Origin of the sequence: Acetatifactor muris (genome assembly GCF_024623325.1) — a bacterium.
In the GTDB taxonomy this organism is placed as follows: Bacteria; Bacillota; Clostridia; order Lachnospirales; family Lachnospiraceae; genus Acetatifactor; species Acetatifactor muris.
On sequence record NZ_JANJZD010000029.1, the window covers coordinates 47553 to 65112 of the forward strand.

The window sequence follows — 17560 nt, forward strand, 5'->3', positions numbered from 1 at the left end:
ACTTAATTAAACGGTAATTCCTCGTCAATGCCGTCAGGGATATTCATAAATCCGTCTCCCGCGCCGGCAGGTGCCGGAGCACTGTTTCCACCGCCGGAGAAGCCGCCGTTATTATAGCTTCCGCCACCCCCAAAACCGCCGGCATTTCCACCTGATGCATTCTTGCTCTCGGCAAACTCAATCTCATCCACCATCACCCGGACACTGTACACCATCTGTCCGTCCTTATTGGTGTAATTATCATTCTGAACCCTGCCGGAGAGGAGGATTTTAATCCCCTTATGCAGATATCTCTCCACAAATTCAGCCTGCTTACCGAATGCGGTACAGTTGAAAAAATCTGCGTCCGGTTCTCCTTCACGCTTAAAACGCCTGTCCACCGCCACAGAAAAACGCGCCACTGCGGTCTGACTTGCTCCCTGAGAATATCTAACCTCCGGGTCTCTCGTTAAACGTCCCATAAGAATTACTTTATTCATATTTGGTTTCTCGCTTTCTTATTAAGCCTCATCCTGTCTGACAATCAGATATCTGACAACGTTGTCCATAATGCGGATACGGCTCTCAATCTCGATGGGAGCAGTACTTTCAGCGTCAAATCTGATGAAATAATAGAAAGCTTCCTTCATCTTCTGGATTTCGTAAGCAAGTCTCTTCTTGCCCCACTCGTCCACCTCCGTGATGACGCCGCCGAATCTTTCCACAAGAGCTTTGCATTTGTCAATGACAGCAGCTCTCTCTTCATCTTCAATCTTAGCAGATACGACTACGGCTAACTCATACTTGTTCATGCTCTGTTACCTCCTTTTGGTCTCTGGCCCGCACTCCATGCGAGCAAGGAATTTAATTCATCACGAGTAAATATGATAACATATATTTCCTGATATTACAAGTATTTTTTCCGCTTTTTGTGATATTTCGTAACCGTTCAGACACATACAGATATCACCACTGTTAAAACATACTTGTCATTCCCTCAAATATAACGTATACTATACGAAAGAAAATGACGCAGAAAAACTGGCTCATTGTGGATTATATAATAGAAAGGCTGGAACAACTGGAACAATGAAATTAACCGCACATAAAAGATTTTTCCTTCAGATTTTTCTGATGACAGCAGCCATTGTGCTGATGCTCATCGGGCTGATTAACGGCGAGGCACAAACCGTTATGGGAAAGGCCGTAAACATCTGTCTGGAGTGTATTGGAATTGGATAAGAGAAAAACAGTACAGGCATTATTCGCTTTTACCACCAATGCCCATGTGCAGGGCTTTCTGAAAGGTAAGATTTACAGGGGAAAGCTGAAAAATGTCTGTGTGCCGGGATTGAACTGCTATTCCTGCCCCGGTGCGCTGGGCGCCTGCCCCATTGGCGCAATGCAGGCGGTGGAGGGCAGCACAAAATACGGAATTTCCATGTATGTTCTGGGCTTTCTCGTCTTCGCAGGCTTGCTTGCCGGGAGATTTGTATGCGGCTGGCTCTGTCCCTTCGGCCTTGTCCAGGAACTGCTTCATAAAATTCCCCTCAGGAAAATCCGGGTACCCAAAAAAATAAACTCCATTCTGAAATGGGTAAAGTATTTTATTTTACTTATATTTGTAATACTTCTGCCGATTTTGACAGTGGACAGTTTCGGACTTTCCACCCCTTATTTTTGTAAGTATATCTGCCCGGCAGGTACTCTGGAGGGCGGTCTTCCTCTTCTTTTGCTGAACAAATCCCTACGCACGGCCGTGGGCTTTCTGTTCTCATGGAAGCTGCTGATTCTGATTCTTGTCATCGCTGCCTCCATTGTAATCTTTCGGCCGTTTTGCCGTTATCTCTGCCCTCTGGGTGCATTTTATTCTTTCTTCAATTCGGTCAGTCTGTATCGCTATCAGATTGATTCATCAAAATGCATCAAATGCGGCAAATGCTCCGGAAACTGCAAAATGGACATAGATGTCTGCAAAAAGCCCAATTCACCGGAGTGTATCCGCTGCGGTGCATGTGTCAGGGCCTGTCCCACAGGGGCCATATCCGGGACCCTGAAAAAGAAGGAAAAAGCCTGTGGAAAAATCACAGAATCTCCTTAATACTTTTCTCCAGAAGTCTGCGGGCTATCATAATCTGATGCCCGCAGCCCTTACATTTCAGGCGGAAATCCGCTCCGGAACGCAGCACCTCCCACTCTTTGCTTCCGCAGGGATGCTGCTTTTTCAATCTCACCATGTCTCCAACATTGATGTCCATCTCTCTATCCTCCAGCAATACAATACTCGATCTGCAAATCTATATCATAAATCCTTTTCTCTGCCGCCGGCTAAGCCTGCTCCCAGAGAGCATTTTACCCCCCCCCGCTTTGGGCCGCATCTACAGGAAGTCCGCACATTTTCGCCTCACAAATTTCCCACCAGAAAATCCTTCACCACCCCCAGAAATTCTCTGAGCAGATTGTTGGGCCCCATTCCCAGCACCGAGCTGGCTGCCAGTCCCTCCACATTGGCATATCCCTGCTTTCTGGCGATGCCCAGCGCACGGAACACATGAAAATTATTGGTCACAATGACCACTTCTGCATTCTCCGGATCCAGCAATGCTCCGCTGAACACCAGATTCTCATAGGTGTTGGAAGACTTGTCTTCCAACAGAATCCGGTCCTGTGCAATCCCGGCTTCCACCAGGTAATCCCGCATCCCGGCGGCCTCCGACATGATTTCATTACTCCCCTGGCCACCGGAGACAATCACCTTTGTGTCCGGGTTCTCCGTCAGGTAAGCCGCAGCCTTGTCCAGCCTCCTTCGCAGCACCTCGCTGGGGCCCGTTGTCTTCCACTGGGCCCCCAATACGATACAGTAATCGGCACCCGGCTTCGCCTGCGCGTTATACTGCGAAAGAATCATTCCTTCCACTGTACAGAATAAAAGCAGCCCTACCAGAAAGATACCACAGCAGATTCCCTTTATCCATCCGGGGATCGCCTCCATCAGCCGTTCACTGCGCAGAATTGCGGCGAGCGCCAGGCACATAAGCCCCAGACATCCCCAGATCAGGAAGAACCAGGTGCCGAAACCCATAATGGCAATTCCCGCACAATATGCAAGGCAGCTGATACCCAGAACACAGAATACTACTGCGCCCGGAAATCTTTTTCTCTGTCCCCTTCCCCTTTTCTCCAGGCGGATAATTCTCCTGCTCCGCTCCCGGGGAATCAGTTGTTGAAATTTACCTCTTCTCATTCTCTTTTATCCATCTGTGAGTCAATCACTGTTTCTGTCCATAACCACTTGTTTCCCGAAAATATAAGATATTATACCATGATTATAGTCCAATCATGGTATGGATGGCCATTCGGCCGTTTCCTGCCAAGAATATGGTCACATTATACCATGTGCGCAGAAAATCAAGCGGCTCCGAAGGAGACATTTGATTTTCAAGCCATGGACTTCCAGGTATAATGCATCACACAGTGATGGCAAGTCAGCTTATGCTGACTTGTATTCTGCGAATGCAGAATCATTATACCATATCCTTCCCTGCGTCTGCAATTCATCCAAATCTAAAAAAATCTTCAGATTTTCTGAATCAGAAAAATAAACCCGGAAATATCATTGCAGGTGACAGGCAAATATTTTATAATCAGATATACAGGCAGAAAGCCGGAAGGACTGTCAGACGAATGTACAGGAACGTTTTTCTGAACACAAGAGGTGTTTTAAATGAATGATTATACCACAGCTACACCATTATCACGGCACATATACTTTCGGAAACCGGCAGAGACCTATAGACAGTACCACAGAAAAGAATTGTTACAAAATTACCGGAAAGGCAGGGAACATGCTATGGAAAAAACACAGGAAGCCATTGAAGCATTAAAGGAAATCATTCAGAAATACGACAACATTGTATTTTTCGGTGGTGCGGGCGTGTCCACGGAAAGCGGGATTCCGGACTTCCGCAGTGTGGACGGGCTGTATCATCAGCAGTATGATTATCCGCCGGAGACGATTCTGAGCCACACCTTCTATCGCCGCAATCCGGAGGAATTTTACCGCTTTTACCGCAATAAAATGCTTTTCCCGGACGCCAGGCCCAACGCCGCTCACCTGAAGCTGGCGGAACTGGAAAAGGCCGGGAAGCTGCGGGCTGTCATTACCCAGAATATCGACGGTCTCCATCAGGCGGCCGGCAGCCGCACCGTCCTGGAGCTGCACGGCTCCGTCCTGCGCAATTACTGTGAAAAGTGCGGCCGGTTTTATGGTCTGGACTTTATCCGGAACAGCACAGGCGTTCCTGTATGTGAGAAATGCGGGGGCTCCGTAAAGCCGGATGTGGTTCTCTATGAAGAAGGGCTGAATCAGAAAACCATAAACGATGCGGTGCACTTTATTCATGATGCGGAAGTACTCCTCATTGGCGGCACTTCTCTGGCAGTATATCCCGCCGCCGGTCTCATCGACTATTTCAGCGGCGCTAAGCTGGCAGTGATCAATAAAGCCCCCACTCCCCGGGACACCCACGCAGACCTTCTGATTCAGGCGCCCATCGGAGAGGTTTTCGCGCAGCTGTAGGCGTTCTGCGTATCATTATTCCTGTTACCGACACCTTCCGGTTGACATCATGAAGATTTCAGCAGCCGGAAGGGTACTCCTCCATTGCCTCCTGCCGGGCACCTTCGGACGATATTATGCAGATTTCAGGTCCCACATAGTACTGCAGGCGGCTATACGGTACTGACAACACCTGTCATGGCAGCGCCGCCTTCCGGTCCATCCCCCATACGGCGGCGGCCAGCAGGACTGCTGTCACCGCATACACCGCAGCCGCCGGAATATCCGGACAGACAAGCAGTACCGCGGCGGGAACCAGTACCGACACCAGGCACACCAGCATGGTCAGCATTGTGGATGCGCTCTGCTTGACCACCCGCACTTCATTTTCCCAGTCAAAGACAGGAAATCTGCTGTTGACCGCCAGGCCTGCCCTTGCGCCGAAGACAATGTAAACCGCCGGAACTGCCAGCAGGCATAGGGCGTCCACATCTGCCGGTCGAAGTGCTATGAAAAGCAGCGCTTCCGAAACCAGGTAAAAGGGAAGGGACACCAGGAGCTTCGTCACCACCTTGCTTCGAATCACATCTTTTTCCGTCACAGGCAGCGTCTGCAGCATCCACCACTGCTTTCCCTCCATGGAAATGGAGCAGGCTGTCAGCGGTATCATTGCCGGAAGGAATCCCACGAGAAGCGGCAATATTCTGCTTACCACCCCGGGAAGTCCCAGCATGGCTTCCACGGTTTCCGGACCAGTCGCCAACACGGCTATGGCCAGGATCAGCATCAGAATCTCCCCCATCAGCGTATTCGTCGCATAAATGGTGGAAGAAAAATAATGTCGAAGCTCCCGTTCCACCATAGTCCGAAGCACTGACTTTCTCTGAAGTACCCGCATCCGGTAATTGCCTTTCGTCTCCCTGGCCCCCAACAGCATACAGATATTCACGTAAAAGTGTCGGAGGATTTCCAGGAACAGGAGAAAGCTCCCCAGCGACACTGCCAGGAACAGCAAAAGCTTTACCGCCTCTCCCTTTCCCATGGCATCTGCAATCCATATAGCCGGCGGATACATGCTGCGAATCTGCCCTTCCATCTGTCCTGCCATCTGCTCCATCATACCCATCAGTTCACTCTCTTCCATGGCGCTCATACGCATACTTCCAATCATAATCACGCACACAAAACCAATTGTCAGCACAATGGAAATCAGATTCTTCCGCTTCCATCTGCTGCTGATCCCTGCAATCAGGGCACCCATTATGGAAGCCAGAGTCAGCGGCAGAAGAGGCAGAAAAATGCCCGCCGCAATGCCATAGATCCAGAATATCACCCCCGGATTCTCCATCAATCCGCACACTGCCATTCCCGGCAGAAGCACCAGAAAACCCAGCAGCATACTTGTGATGTACATGGACAGAAACCGGCTGACAATAATCGCTCTGACTGTAACCGGCACAGCGATCTGCTTTTCATAGGCCTTCCTGTCAAAAAGTACCGGCCCCGCCTTGAATAGGGTAAAGAAAAATATCAGCAGGGAGACACTCACCGACAGCACCGCCGGCACAAGCTTTCCCAGCCCCATGGTAATGAGTCCATAGCTCAGAGCGCATACATAGCCCGCCAGCATGACAATCAGGAACACCCACAAAATTCCGAACAGATAGTATCTTCTCTTCTTCCGGGCATCTTTGGTATGACGAAATTCATTGAGTCCGAACATCCCATACAGGGAAAGCTTCGTCAACAGCCTAATTTGTCTCGTCATGATGAGTCACCTCCATAAACACATCCTCCAGAGACTTATCCCTGGTCAGCTCTCCGGTATCTCCCTCCACAATCAGCCTGCCGTCTGAAATCACAGCAATGCGGTTGCAGAGCTTCTCCGCCACCTCCAGCACATGAGTGGAGAAGAAAATGGCGCTTCCCTTTTCACATAAAGCACGCATTTTCCCCTTCAGCAGCAGAGAAGCCTCCGGGTCAAGCCCCACGAAAGGCTCATCCAGAACCAGCAGCTTCGGCTCATGAATCAGCGCCCCGATGATGGCCAGCTTCTGCCGCATTCCATGGGAATAAGTGGAGACCAGATCTCCCAGAACCGAATAGATTCCGAAATCTTCGGCCTCTGCGCGGATGCGCTCCTCCCGCTCCGCAGCGGATACCTGCCAGATGTCCGCCAGAAAATTCAGATACTGAATCCCGGTCAGATATTCATAGATATCCGGATTGTCCGGGATATAGGCCGTCACCTTTTTACAGGCCAGGGACTGCGTCCGCACACTCTTCCCGTCTATCAGAATTTCTCCGCTGTCAAAATCATGGATTCCCACGATACTTTTAATGGTAGTAGTCTTCCCCGCTCCGTTATGGCCGATGAACCCATAGATATCCCCCGGATGCACGCGAAGCGACAGATCTGCCACCGCAGTCTTACCGCCCTTATAGGTTTTCGTCAGATGCTTTACCTCCAGCATGTCTTCTCCTCCTCTGCCATTAAATCTTATTGATATTATTATGATATCATTTTAATTCATATTTTGCAAGATATTTTACGATAAAATGGTTGATTATCTCAAAAAAGCCTTGATTTACGGGCATACACGCAGGATTTCAAGCTGAATTTACTACCAATTTACTACTTTTGAGGGAAAGAGCCTTGATATGCCGCCCGGAACCCTGCAAGCCCAAACACCAGCACACAGCATTGAGAAAGAATAAATGAAAACTGAATACGACGCAGACGCGGCGTTTCTCTATCCCATAACAGGGAGAACAGGAACGCCGCTTTTTTTATGCCCTCATGTTACGCATTAGGGGCAGAAAGAGCCTTGCTACAAGCGGCTTTGCGGGCGCGTTTTAAGCTGGGACAGGGATTTATACCTAACCCCGGCAAAATGCCGTTCTATCGCGTAACAAATCCACAACCAAAGGAGTGATGAAGCTATGGCAGTTTTCCGAGTGGAGCGCAACAAGGGCTATACAGTTATGAGCAACCACCACTTACGCAACAAGGAGCTGACACTAAAGGCAAAGGGGCTGTTATCACAAATGCTGTCACTTCCCGAAGATTGGGACTACACCCTTGCGGGGCTGTCACAGATCAACCGGGAAAGTATCGACGCTATCCGCACCGCCGTATGGGAGCTTGAAAAAGCCGGATATATCAAACGGCAGCAAGGACGCGACGAGAAAGGCAAAATGACCGCCATTGAATACACCATTTACGAGCAGCCCCAGCCGCCGGACGACAACCCGCCGGGATTGGATAAACCGATATTGGAAAATCCAACACCGGGCAACCCGATATTGGAAAATCCGACACCGGGTAAACCGACGACGGAAAATCCAATGCAATTAAATAAAGATATACAAAAGACTGACTTACCAAAAAAAGAAAAAATAATTACTGATGAACAAAGTACCCATTCCATTCCTATCCTTTCCCCTAACCCCTCTCCCTCTGACGGGGAAGCGGCTACGCCGCCGGAACGGAAACGAAAGGAAACGGAACCGCAGACAGCTTTTGAGATTTACCGGGAGATCATCAAGGACAATATCGACTATGACATTCTCATGCAGGATATGAAGTTTGACGGGGACAGGCTTAATGAGATTGTTGACCTCATGCTTGAAACCGTATGCACCCGGAGAAAGACAATCCGCGTTGCCGGGGACGACTACCCGGCAGAGCTGGTGAAAGCAAAGTTTATGAAGCTGGACGGTGAGCATATCCGCTTTGTGCTGGACTGTATGCGGGAGAACACCACCAAAATCCGCAACATCAAGCAATATCTGAAAGCAGCCCTTTTCAATGCCCCGTCCACGATTGGGAACTATTACACGTCCCTTGTGGCGCACGACATGGCAAGCGGCGCACTGTCACCGAAGAAGCCACAGTACGGCGACCCGGACTATTATTCATGCAGCGAGGGCGAAAGCCTTTAACTGCCACAACCACAAAAGGAGGATTTTATTATGGCACAGAAAATGACGGGAGCATTGGTATTTGACGAGCGCACAGACCGCTACGACATTCGTTTTGACCTTGCCAGCTACTACGGCGGGCTGCATTGCGGGGAGTGTTTCGACGTGTTCACACGCGGCAAGTGGAAGCCCACCCGCATTGAAATGAACATGAAACAGGAATGGTATTTAGTCGGTATCAGAGCCGACGACCTTAACGGGCTGCGGGTGCGTATCTGACCGCCGCCCCATAGACTGACGCGAAAGGAGGACGCGACACCATGCAGGACGAGATCAACGAAAAAACCGTTGCCCTGTATATCAAGACCGGGAAGCTGACCGCCGAAGTGCTGCAAAAGGCTATGAAATCCGTACTTGCGCAGACAAAGAAGCAGATCGGCAAACAGCCCCACGGGAAACAGACCTTAAAGCAGCTTATGAAGCAGAACACAGGCGTTTCCAACATTGAGATCACAAAGGACAATATCAAGGCGTTTCAGAGTACCGCGAAAAAGTACGGTATCGACTTTGCGCTGAAAAAGGACGCGACAGAAACCCCGCCCCGCTACCTTGTATTCTTCAAGGGCAGGGACGCGGACGCGCTGACCGCCGCTTTCAAGGAGTTTTCCGCAAAGAAGCTGACGCAGGACAAAAAGCCCTCTATCCGAAAGGCTTTAGCTGCTTTCCGGGAAAAGGCAAAGGAGCTGAACGCCAGCCGCCAGCAGACCAAACACAAGGACAGGGAGGTATCGCTATGAAGCCGGAGATCAAGAAGCTGCTTATCCTAAACGCCCCTTATCTGCTCTTTGTGTACCTGATTGACAAGGCAGGCGCGGCTGTCCGGCTGTCCCCCGGCGCAGACATGGGCGCAAAGGTTTTACATCTTGGGGAGGGATTCACCGCCGCCTTTGCTTCCGCTGCCCCCAGCTTCCACCCCGCCGACTTACTGATCGGCTTTGCCGGGGCTGTCATTATCCGGCTTGCGGTCTATATGAAAGGCAAAAACGCAAAGAAGTACCGCAAGGGCATTGAATACGGCTCTGCCCGCTGGAGTGCATAATCTTAAGTGTAAAGAACTCTACATGGACGCACAGGAGGATATGCACATGAATGATTACAACAAAATCACAGCCCTTTACTCCCGCCTTTCCGTAGGCGACGAGGACAGGGACGGCGGCGAAAGCAACTCCATACAGAACCAGAAGAAGTTTTTGGAAAGCTACGCCAGACAGCTAAAATTGACGAATATCCGGCACTACATTGACGACGATGAAAGCGGCAGATTTTTCGACCGCTCCGCCTACTCCCGCATGATAGAGGACGTAGAAAACGGTAAAATCGGCGTGTGTATTATGAAAGACATGACCCGCTGGGGGCGCGACTATCTCCAAGTCGGCAACGCTATGGAGATATTCAGACGGAACAATGTGCGCTTTATCGCGGTCAACAACGGGATAGACAGCGAGAAGCCCGACACATTGGAGTTTGCGCCCTTTATCAACATCATGTCGGAGTGGTACGCAAAGGACATCAGCAAGAAAGTAAAGACCGGCATTAAGACGAAGGGCATGAGTGGAAAGCCGATTGCCACCGAAGCTCTCTATGGCTATGTCAAATCCCCGGACAACAAGGATTTTTGGATAATCGACGAGGAAGCCGCCGGAGTTGTCCGTTTGATTTTTCGCCTGTTTCTGGACGGGAAAAACCGCAACCAAATCGCCGTATATCTGACGCAGGCGCAAATCCCAACGCCCACATTCTACATGAAAGAGCGCGGGCGGGGAACGTGCAAAAACAGGGCGCTCAATGAGGATAACCGTTACAAGTGGAACAAAGCCACTTTGACCCATATCCTTACACGGCAGGAGTATTGCGGCGATGTAGTCAACTTCAAGACTACAAAGCATTTCCGGGACAAGCGGAACCACTATGTAGACCGGAGCCAATGGCAGATAACCGAAAATGTGCATGAGCCGATTATTGACCGCGCCGACTTTGAAACCGCACAGCGGATTTTGGAAAACGCGCCCGTCAGACGCCCCAACGGGGACGGGGAAATCCACCCTTTGTCGGGCTTGCTTTTCTGTAAGGATTGCGGCGCAAAAATGCACATCCGCATAGATTACAGAAACGGCGGCAAGCGGCACGTTGCCTATTGCAGCGAGTACCACAAGGGAAAAGCCAAAAACCCCAAATGCCATTCCCCGCACATCATTGACGCGGACTTGCTCATGCAGACCGTCGCGGAAGTGCTGAAGAAAATCGAGGACTATTCTATCAGCAACCGGGCGGAGTTTGAAGCCTTAGTGAAAAAGAACCTTGCCATGCAGCAGACCGACCAGACCAAAAAGCAGCAGAAGCGTATCCCACAAATCACGACGCGCCTTGAACAGATCGACAAGGTGCTGAACAAGCTCTATGAGGACAACGCCCTCGGCACTATCCCGCAAGACCGCTACGAGCAAATGTCGCAGAAGTATTCAGAAGAATACTACGCATTGAAAACGGAGCTTTCCATACTCCAAGAGCAGCTATCCGCTTATGAGAACGCGGGAGGACGGGCGCAGAAGTTTTTGAAGCTGACGGAACGCCATGCCGCCTTTACTGACCTCACCCCCGCCATTCTCAACGAGTTTATCAGCAGGATTGAAGTGCATGAGCGCGACCAGAAAAGGGCGAGATACGCAATCCAGCACATCAGCATATATTTCAACTATATCGGCAGATTTGAGAACGAAGTAACGCAGCTTGCAGAGCCGACAGAGCAGGAAATCCGGCAAATGCGGGAAGAAATCGAAGAAGCCAAAAAGGAAAAGAGCCGCGCCTACCACCGGAAGTATTCAAGGGAGTACCGGGCGCGAAACCTTGAAAAGCAGCGGGAGTATGAGCGTATCAAGGCGCGGGAATACCGGGCAAGGAGAAAGGCGCAGACCGCCGCCGCACAGCCCGCACAGTAAAACAGAATAACCGACAACCAAGAGGGATTTTCCGGCTACGGGAAGTCCCTCTTTTGTGCCCGGAGAAAGGAGCTGCCTATGGCAGAACAGACCCCCGACAGTATCATCACGACGCAGAGAAACGGGCAGACTATTGTTGCGGAGTTATTTTTCAATCACAGCAGCACAGAAACATTCCGCGACAAGCTGCTCAAGACGATACTTGCCGACAGTTCGTGTTTATCTGCGTCTGACGGTCAAGAGCCGGAAAAATCGGAAATCTTGCGATAACAGCCGCCCCGACGATACATTCCACGTCCGGGCGGTTTTTATCGTCAAAAACGCCGTTTTCTCCAAGTCAAGAGCCGGAGAAAACACCCGAAAAATGCCCCTATTGCGTAACAGGGGCACAGAAAGGAGTTTGCATGAGAACAGGGCTTACCAAGCAGGAAAAGACCACCGATATTTGGTTTGACGAGAAAGACCCCCTTATCCATATCCGCACCCACAACACCGCCTTGAAAAAGCGTCTGCTTGCATACAGCCGCCGTTATCCGGCGATCTGCCAGCAGACTGACGCAGACCCGGAAACGGGCTGCATGGAGTTTGACATTGAGAAAGGCCGCTTCTCTTTCCGTCTGACCGCCCCATACAGCGAGGAACGGCGGGAAGCGGCGCGGCGGTATGCCAGAGAGAGCAACGTCGCCGACAGGCTGAAATAGAGTTGAAATGTTCATAGTTTTGTGCTATACTTTTTCTAAAAGCAGAGTAATACTGCGGAATTGATTGGAGGACAACACAATGGTTACATTTATGAGATTAAGATAAAACCGCGAGTTATGTTGCGGTTATCCGTATTGCATAACTCGCTTATTGAAGCAGAGATGTAATTACGGAGGAAAAACAAATGAATAATAATTTATCACGCTTTGCAGACAGCAAGGTTTATTTTCAATGCCCAATTTGCACAAAATCAATGGATATACAAGGCAATAGCCTAATTTGTAGACATGGACATTGCTTTGATATTTCAAGATATGGGTATGTAAATTTGTTGTTAAAATCATCGCCCAAAACCAACTACAGCAAGCGGTCTTTTGACAACCGGCACCAAATTTTGGAGTATGGCATGTATGATGTTGTGTTGGAGAAAATCATACAGTTTATTTCTGATACGCCATCTATAAGAAACATTTTAGATGTTGGTTGCGGCGAGGGTTTCTATGCAAGGCAGATACAGCAAAGAACAGAACGAAACATCTTTGCCTTTGACTTGTCAAGGGAGGCAATACAGATTGCATCAAAAAAAGACAAGCGCAAAGCAGTGAAGTGGTTTGTTACTGACTTATCAAAAATCCCTTTGAAAGACGGAAGTATGGATTGTATTTTAGACATATTTTCGCCTGCACACTACAAAGAATTTCAGCGATTGCTATCTCCTAACGGATATGTTGTGAAAGTAATTCCTACGAAAAATCATTTGAGGGAAATCAGGACTAAAGTGCAAGCACACTTGAAAAATCCAGATTATTCAAATGAGTCTGTCGTTGAATATTTTGAGAAATATCTTAAAACCATTTCAAGAGAAACGGTTTCAGCCACCGTACAGTTGTCATCAGAACAAAGAATGTCGTTTATTGAAATGACGCCGCTTCTCTTTTGCGTTGAAAAAGATTGCGTTGATTGGCGTACTCTCACACATTTGACAATCGAAGCTGATGTTTTAATAGGAATGTATTAAAGGGCGTATTGATATTTAATATTCCCATTTATTGAGCAGAACGGAGTAAACCAAACACCCTAATCAAAAGGACAGCCGAGGAAATCGACTGTCCTTTTTCTATGCCGACAGGTAGAAAGGAGTGACCACCCATGACGAAACCGAGAGAAAAAAAACGCGAGGAATTGCAAGCCGAGATTGAGGACGGGAAGAAGAAAATCCGGCAGCTTGAAAATCGGGAAAAGGTGTTGCGGCAAAAGTTATCCCAAGAGGAACGCCGGACGCGCAGCCACCGGCTGGTCGTCCGAGGCGCAGTCTTTGAGAGCATTGTGCCGGAAGCCAAGACCATGACCGATGAGGAAGCCGCCGCCTTTCTCCGGCTTGCCCTGACGAGCGAGGAAGCGCGGGCTTATCTGAAAAAACGCACCGAGGGCGGGAAAAGCGAATAATCCCTTTGGAACAAAGGGCGCACTTATACACCCTTGCGGGCGTGTGCGCTCTGCCGAGGGCGTATCTCCGCACAGGGAACTTTCCCCGCGCTCCGATATGGCGGCTTTGCCGCAACAAGGGGCTGCACCCCTTGCGCCGCTTACGCGGCTATCCCTGCACACCCACAAAAACAGTACACCCGCCGTTGGCGTCTGTACCATTTTTGCGGGTTTGGTTATCCTATCCGGGAGGTGATACCCATAGCCATTTACCATTGTAACATCGGCATTGTGAGCCGAGGAAAAGGCAAGTCAGCCGTTGCCGCAGCCGCCTATCGAAGCGGCGAGAAAATCACAAACGAGTGGGACGGAATGACCCATGACTACACCCGCAAGCGCGGCGTTGTCCATACGGAAATCCTACTGCCGCCCCATGCCCCGCCCTCTTTCTCTGACCGTTCAACCTTGTGGAACAGCGTGGAGCTTTACGAGAAAGCCGGGAACGCCCAGCTTGCCAGAGAGATTGACGCAGCACTCCCCATAGAATTATCCAGAGAGGAACAGATCCGGCTTGTCCGTGAATACTGTTCCTCTCAATTTGTTTCAAGAGGAATGTGCGTTGATTTTGATTTTGTCATTTTGCCATTCACGACACCGACAGCGGCAACCCCCATTGTCATATCATGCTTACCATGCGCCCCCTTGACGAGCGCGGCGCATGGGCGGCGAAGTCCAAAAAGGAATATGACCTTGACGAGAACGGCGAGCGCATACGCTTACCAAGCGGCAGATACAAGACACACAAAGTTGACCTCACAGGCTGGAACGACAAGGGCAACGCGCTTTTATGGCGCAAGGCATGGGCGGATATTTCAAACGCCTACCTTGAACGCGCCGGACACCCGGAGCGTATCGACTACCGCAGCAACGCCGAGCGCGGCATTGACGAGCTGCCCACCGTCCACATGGGCGTAGCGGCCTGTCAAATGGAGAAGAAAGGCATAGCCACCGAGAAAGGCGAGCTGAACCGGAATATCCGAAAGGCAAACCGCCTTATCCGGGAAATCAGGGCGCAGATTGGAAAGCTCAAAGAATGGATTGGCGAACTGTTCAAGGCGCGGGAAACCGCCCCGGAGCAGCCCCCGCAATCCCCCGGCCTTGCAAATCTGCTGATGAAGTATTTAAGCGTTCAGAGAGAAAAGAGCCGGAAGTATTCGCAGAGTTGGCAAAGGCAGCACGCCGCCGATGAACTGAAAACCGTTGCAAAGGCGGTCAACTATCTTTCCGAGCATGGTATTTCTACCCTTGCGGAGCTGGACGCTGCCCTTTCCTCTGTCAGCGACCAAGCCGACGCTATCCGGGAGGGCATGAAAACCGCCGAGAAGCGCATGAAAGAATTGCAGAAATTGATTGAATACGGGAAGAACTACACCGAGTACAAGCCCATTCACGACGAGCTGAAAAAGCTGAAAAATGGCTGGACGAGCAAGCGTGACAAGTACGAGGAAGCCCACCGCGCCGAGCTTACGCTATGGAACGCAGCGAGCCGCTATCTCCATGCAAATCTGCCGAAAGGGACAAAGACCTTGCCTATCTCTGAATGGGAAAAAGAGTACGCCACTCTCAGCGGGCAGAGAACAGCGGAATATACCAAGCTGAAAGAAACCCGCGCCGAGGTTGCCGAGCTGCACAATATCCGCAAGTGCGTTGATATTGCACTGAAAGCCGACCAGCCGGAGCAGACCCGCGCCAAGCGGCACGACTTAGAACGATGAATGGAGTTGAGATTTTTGTACTACACCCAAGAACAGATAGACCGGGCGAATCAAGCCGACCTTGTTTCTTTCCTGCAATCACAGGGCGAGCAGCTTACCCGCGCCGGGAATGAATACCGCTGGAAACGGCACGACAGCTTGACCGTCCGGGGAAACAAATGGTACAGGCACAGCCAGAGCAAGGGCGGCGGCCCCGTTGATTTTGTTATAGAGTTTTTCGGCAAGAGCTTCACCGAAGCCGTGGAACTTCTCACAGGAGAAAAGGGAGCCGCACCGCCGCCGGACAGACCTTGCCCCGCGTCCCTTTCCGACTTCCGGCTACCACCCCCAAACAGCGACAACCGAACAGCGAGGAACTACCTCACAGCAGCCCGCCGCATTGATGAAGATGTGACGGGCTTTTTCTTTGCCCGCGGCGATATTTACGAGGACGCAGCCCACCACAACGCCGTATTTGTGGGGCGGGACGAGGACGGAATACCGCGCTACGCCCACAGCAAGGGAACGGCGGGAAACTTCCGGCTCGATGTGAAAGGCAGCGACAAAGCCTTTAATTTCTGTTACCGGGGCGAGGGCGACAGGCTTTTTGCCTTTGAAGCCCCCGTTGACCTGCTCTCTTTCCTCTGCCTGTTCAAAAAGGAATGGCAGAAGCAGAGCTATTTGTCATTGGGCGGCGTGGGAGAAAAAGCCCTATTGCGTTTCCTTTCTGACCGTCCGAACATCAAGACCGTTTACCTCTGCCTTGACAGCGACCAAGCCGGAAACGACGCTTGTAGCCGCCTTGCGGAGCTTGTGCCGGAGGGCTTGACCGTCCACCGCCTTGTGCCGCTGTTTAAGGACTGGAACGAGGTATTGCAGCACCGGGCAGAAATCACAGACGGGAAGTATATCCAGGAAGCAGTTTACGGCCTGAAAGAGCCGCCGCAGGAAGAAACCGTCGAGATTATCCGCATGAGCGAGGTTGACACGCAGACCGTTGAATGGCTATGGGAGCCGTATATCCCTTTCGGGAAAGTAACCATTGTGCAAGGCAACCCCGGCGAGGGCAAGACCACCTTTGCCCTACGCCTTGCCGCTGCCTGCACCACCGGGGGAACGCTGCCGGGAATGAAGCCCCTGCCGCCATTCCAAGTGATTTACCAGACCGCCGAGGACGGGCTGGGCGATACCGTCAAGCCCCGCTTGATAGAAGCCGAAGCCGACCTTGACCGCGTGCTTGTGATTGATGAAGCCAAGCGGGAGCTTACCCTCTCCGACGAGCGCATAGAAAAGGCAATCACGCAGAACGGGGCGCGGTTGATTATCCTTGACCCAATACAGGCGTACATGGGCGAAAAGACCGACATGAACCGGGCAAACGAAGTGCGCCCCATGTTCCGCCGTCTTGCCGATGTTGCCGAGCGTACCGGGTGCGCCGTTATCCTTATCGGACACTTGAACAAAGCTGCCGGAGGGCAGAGCGCATACCGGGGCTTAGGTTCTATCGACTTCCGCGCCGCAGCAAGGAGCGTCCTGCTGATCGGGCGCGTGAAGCGGGAGCCGAATGTGCGTGTTATCGTCCATGACAAATCTTCCCTGGCGCCGGAGGGCAAGCCCGTTGCCTTTTGCCTTGACCCGGAAACAGGCTTTTCATGGATAGGCGAATACGACATAACCGCCGACGAGCTGCTATCCGGCGCGGGCGGGAACACCGCCACCAAGACCGAACAAGCCGAGAAGCTGATACTTGACCTGCTTGCAGACGGGAAAGAGCTTGCCAGCGAGGACATTGTAAAGGCCGCAGCCGAAGCCGGAATATCCGAGAGGACGGTACAGAACGCCAAGCGCAACATGGGCAGCATTTTGGGCGCAAGGCGTGTCGGCGGTCAATGGTATAACTTCATCAAGAAGAAGCAGCCGCCCGAACCCGCAAGCTGAAAGTGCAAAACGCAGACCCTTTGCACTTTGCACTTTCGCACTTTCACAAGAATTTGCGTCAATAACTCAAAAAAGCACTTGACAAAACGCTTCATGGGGAACGGCAGAGGACATAAAGCCGTACATAGACCCGGTATTTGAGAACAATATCCCGCTTACGCAGACGGAACGGCTCACCATGAACAGCCGCCCGAAGCAGCCGAAATACGCAAGAAACAAAAATATCCTTGTAATCGGCGGTTCCGGCAGCGGCAAGACCCGGTTCTTTGTGAAACCGTCGCTCA

19 protein-coding genes and 3 pseudogenes are annotated in these 17560 nt (G+C 51.0%); 16 read left to right on the forward strand and 6 right to left on the reverse strand.

Annotated elements, in window-relative coordinates:
- Positions 1-2 precede the first annotated feature (2 nt).
- Together NSB25_RS21985 and rpsF are read right to left on the reverse strand one after the other, a co-directional pair.
- On the reverse strand, positions 3-479 hold the full coding sequence (locus NSB25_RS21985; RefSeq protein WP_103241339.1) for a single-stranded DNA-binding protein: 477 nt from the start codon (positions 477-479) through the stop codon (positions 3-5).
- 21 nt (positions 480-500) lie between these two features.
- A complete protein-coding gene (rpsF, locus tag NSB25_RS21990) occupies positions 501-791 on the reverse strand; it encodes a 30S ribosomal protein S6 (RefSeq protein WP_103241340.1) in 291 nt (96 codons plus the stop codon).
- Positions 792-1068: 277 nt separating this feature from the next.
- Between rpsF and NSB25_RS21995 the strand changes: the two genes are divergently transcribed.
- The gene (locus tag NSB25_RS21995; RefSeq protein WP_172455224.1) at positions 1069-1221 is read left to right on the forward strand and encodes a CD1871A family CXXC motif-containing protein; all 153 of its coding nucleotides are present in this window, start codon (positions 1069-1071) and stop codon (positions 1219-1221) included.
- On the forward strand, positions 1214-2080 hold the full coding sequence (locus NSB25_RS22000) for a 4Fe-4S binding protein (protein ID WP_103241374.1): 867 nt from the start codon (positions 1214-1216) through the stop codon (positions 2078-2080). The genes NSB25_RS21995 and NSB25_RS22000 overlap by 8 nt, the downstream gene beginning before the upstream one ends.
- On the opposite strand, the gene NSB25_RS22005 is transcribed toward NSB25_RS22000, so the two are convergent.
- Both NSB25_RS22005 and NSB25_RS22010 read right to left on the reverse strand, forming a co-directional pair.
- On the reverse strand, positions 2064-2237 hold the full coding sequence (locus NSB25_RS22005; protein WP_103241342.1) for a DUF951 domain-containing protein: 174 nt from the start codon (positions 2235-2237) through the stop codon (positions 2064-2066). The genes NSB25_RS22000 and NSB25_RS22005 overlap by 17 nt on opposite strands.
- A gap of 146 nt (positions 2238-2383) precedes the next feature.
- Entirely contained in the window at positions 2384-3223 is an 840-nt protein-coding gene (locus NSB25_RS22010) for a YdcF family protein (RefSeq protein WP_103241343.1), read from the reverse strand.
- Between the two features lie 606 nt (positions 3224-3829).
- Between NSB25_RS22010 and NSB25_RS22015 the strand changes: the two genes are divergently transcribed.
- Complete coding sequence (locus tag NSB25_RS22015; RefSeq protein WP_103241375.1) at positions 3830-4558, forward strand: NAD-dependent protein deacylase; 729 nt, start codon at positions 3830-3832, stop codon at positions 4556-4558.
- A gap of 175 nt (positions 4559-4733) precedes the next feature.
- Here the strand turns inward: NSB25_RS22015 and NSB25_RS22020 are convergent, their stop codons facing one another.
- Both NSB25_RS22020 and NSB25_RS22025 read right to left on the reverse strand, forming a co-directional pair.
- Positions 4734-6305, reverse strand: a complete 1572-nt coding sequence (locus tag NSB25_RS22020) for a hypothetical protein (protein WP_103241345.1) — start codon at positions 6303-6305, stop codon at positions 4734-4736.
- Complete coding sequence (locus tag NSB25_RS22025; RefSeq protein WP_103241346.1) at positions 6289-7011, reverse strand: ABC transporter ATP-binding protein; 723 nt, start codon at positions 7009-7011, stop codon at positions 6289-6291. Before NSB25_RS22025 ends, NSB25_RS22020 begins: the two co-directional genes overlap by 17 nt.
- Before the next feature lie 469 nt (positions 7012-7480).
- Between NSB25_RS22025 and NSB25_RS22030 the strand changes: the two genes are divergently transcribed.
- The 13 genes and pseudogenes from NSB25_RS22030 to NSB25_RS22085 all read left to right on the forward strand — a co-directional run.
- A complete protein-coding gene (locus tag NSB25_RS22030) occupies positions 7481-8482 on the forward strand; it encodes a DUF6017 domain-containing protein (protein WP_103241347.1) in 1002 nt (333 codons plus the stop codon).
- Between the two features lie 30 nt (positions 8483-8512).
- Positions 8513-8740: a DUF5348 domain-containing protein gene (locus tag NSB25_RS22035; RefSeq protein ID WP_103241348.1), complete on the forward strand. Its 228-nt coding sequence runs from the start codon at positions 8513-8515 to the stop codon at positions 8738-8740.
- Positions 8741-8781: 41 nt separating this feature from the next.
- Entirely contained in the window at positions 8782-9258 is a 477-nt protein-coding gene (locus NSB25_RS22040) for a PcfB family protein (RefSeq protein ID WP_103241349.1), read from the forward strand.
- Positions 9255-9551 (forward strand): annotated as a pseudogene (locus NSB25_RS22045) (VirD4-like conjugal transfer protein, CD1115 family); the annotation flags it as partial. The gene NSB25_RS22040 and the pseudogene NSB25_RS22045, both read left to right, overlap by 4 nt.
- A gap of 55 nt (positions 9552-9606) precedes the next feature.
- The gene (locus tag NSB25_RS22050) at positions 9607-11457 is read left to right on the forward strand and encodes a recombinase family protein (RefSeq protein ID WP_002592870.1); all 1851 of its coding nucleotides are present in this window, start codon (positions 9607-9609) and stop codon (positions 11455-11457) included.
- A gap of 78 nt (positions 11458-11535) precedes the next feature.
- Entirely contained in the window at positions 11536-11727 is a 192-nt protein-coding gene (locus NSB25_RS22055) for a transposon-encoded TnpW family protein (RefSeq protein ID WP_002592869.1), read from the forward strand.
- Between the two features lie 134 nt (positions 11728-11861).
- Positions 11862-12158 carry a hypothetical protein gene (locus NSB25_RS22060; RefSeq protein WP_002592868.1) on the forward strand — a complete coding sequence of 99 codons (297 nt, stop codon included), beginning with the start codon at positions 11862-11864 and terminating at the stop codon, positions 12156-12158.
- A gap of 185 nt (positions 12159-12343) precedes the next feature.
- Positions 12344-13177, forward strand: a complete 834-nt coding sequence (locus tag NSB25_RS22065; protein ID WP_002584969.1) for a methyltransferase domain-containing protein — start codon at positions 12344-12346, stop codon at positions 13175-13177.
- Between the two features lie 131 nt (positions 13178-13308).
- Positions 13309-13605: a DUF3847 domain-containing protein gene (locus tag NSB25_RS22070; RefSeq protein ID WP_002592867.1), complete on the forward strand. Its 297-nt coding sequence runs from the start codon at positions 13309-13311 to the stop codon at positions 13603-13605.
- Between the two features lie 270 nt (positions 13606-13875).
- Positions 13876-14148, forward strand: a pseudogene (locus NSB25_RS29765) (MobA/MobL family protein); the annotation flags it as partial.
- Between the two features lie 119 nt (positions 14149-14267).
- On the forward strand, positions 14268-15359 hold the full coding sequence (locus tag NSB25_RS22075; RefSeq protein WP_334293797.1) for a MobA/MobL family protein: 1092 nt from the start codon (positions 14268-14270) through the stop codon (positions 15357-15359).
- Positions 15360-15374: 15 nt separating this feature from the next.
- The gene (locus NSB25_RS22080; RefSeq protein WP_002592865.1) at positions 15375-17276 is read left to right on the forward strand and encodes an AAA family ATPase; all 1902 of its coding nucleotides are present in this window, start codon (positions 15375-15377) and stop codon (positions 17274-17276) included.
- An 85-nt stretch (positions 17277-17361) separates the two neighbouring features.
- A pseudogene (locus tag NSB25_RS22085) lies at positions 17362-17560 on the forward strand (VirD4-like conjugal transfer protein, CD1115 family); the annotation flags it as partial.

Coding starts and splice junctions, on each gene's coding strand:
- NSB25_RS21995 (WP_172455224.1), top strand. CDS start 1,069: ATGAAATTAACCGCACATAAAAGATTTTTCCTTCAGATTTTTCTGATG.
- NSB25_RS22020 (WP_103241345.1), bottom strand. CDS start 6,305: ATGACGAGACAAATTAGGCTGTTGACGAAGCTTTCCCTGTATGGGATG.
- NSB25_RS22030 (WP_103241347.1), top strand. CDS start 7,481: ATGGCAGTTTTCCGAGTGGAGCGCAACAAGGGCTATACAGTTATGAGC.
- NSB25_RS22005 (WP_103241342.1), bottom strand. CDS start 2,237: ATGGACATCAATGTTGGAGACATGGTGAGATTGAAAAAGCAGCATCCC.
- NSB25_RS22070 (WP_002592867.1), top strand. CDS start 13,309: ATGACGAAACCGAGAGAAAAAAAACGCGAGGAATTGCAAGCCGAGATT.
- NSB25_RS22075 (WP_334293797.1), top strand. CDS start 14,268: ATGCTTACCATGCGCCCCCTTGACGAGCGCGGCGCATGGGCGGCGAAG.
- rpsF (WP_103241340.1), bottom strand. CDS start 791: ATGAACAAGTATGAGTTAGCCGTAGTCGTATCTGCTAAGATTGAAGAT.
- NSB25_RS22035 (WP_103241348.1), top strand. CDS start 8,513: ATGGCACAGAAAATGACGGGAGCATTGGTATTTGACGAGCGCACAGAC.
- NSB25_RS22040 (WP_103241349.1), top strand. CDS start 8,782: ATGCAGGACGAGATCAACGAAAAAACCGTTGCCCTGTATATCAAGACC.
- NSB25_RS22015 (WP_103241375.1), top strand. CDS start 3,830: ATGGAAAAAACACAGGAAGCCATTGAAGCATTAAAGGAAATCATTCAG.
- NSB25_RS22025 (WP_103241346.1), bottom strand. CDS start 7,011: ATGCTGGAGGTAAAGCATCTGACGAAAACCTATAAGGGCGGTAAGACT.
- NSB25_RS21985 (WP_103241339.1), bottom strand. CDS start 479: ATGAATAAAGTAATTCTTATGGGACGTTTAACGAGAGACCCGGAGGTT.
- NSB25_RS22055 (WP_002592869.1), top strand. CDS start 11,536: ATGGCAGAACAGACCCCCGACAGTATCATCACGACGCAGAGAAACGGG.
- NSB25_RS22065 (WP_002584969.1), top strand. CDS start 12,344: ATGAATAATAATTTATCACGCTTTGCAGACAGCAAGGTTTATTTTCAA.
- NSB25_RS22050 (WP_002592870.1), top strand. CDS start 9,607: ATGAATGATTACAACAAAATCACAGCCCTTTACTCCCGCCTTTCCGTA.
- NSB25_RS22010 (WP_103241343.1), bottom strand. CDS start 3,223: ATGAGAAGAGGTAAATTTCAACAACTGATTCCCCGGGAGCGGAGCAGG.
- NSB25_RS22060 (WP_002592868.1), top strand. CDS start 11,862: ATGAGAACAGGGCTTACCAAGCAGGAAAAGACCACCGATATTTGGTTT.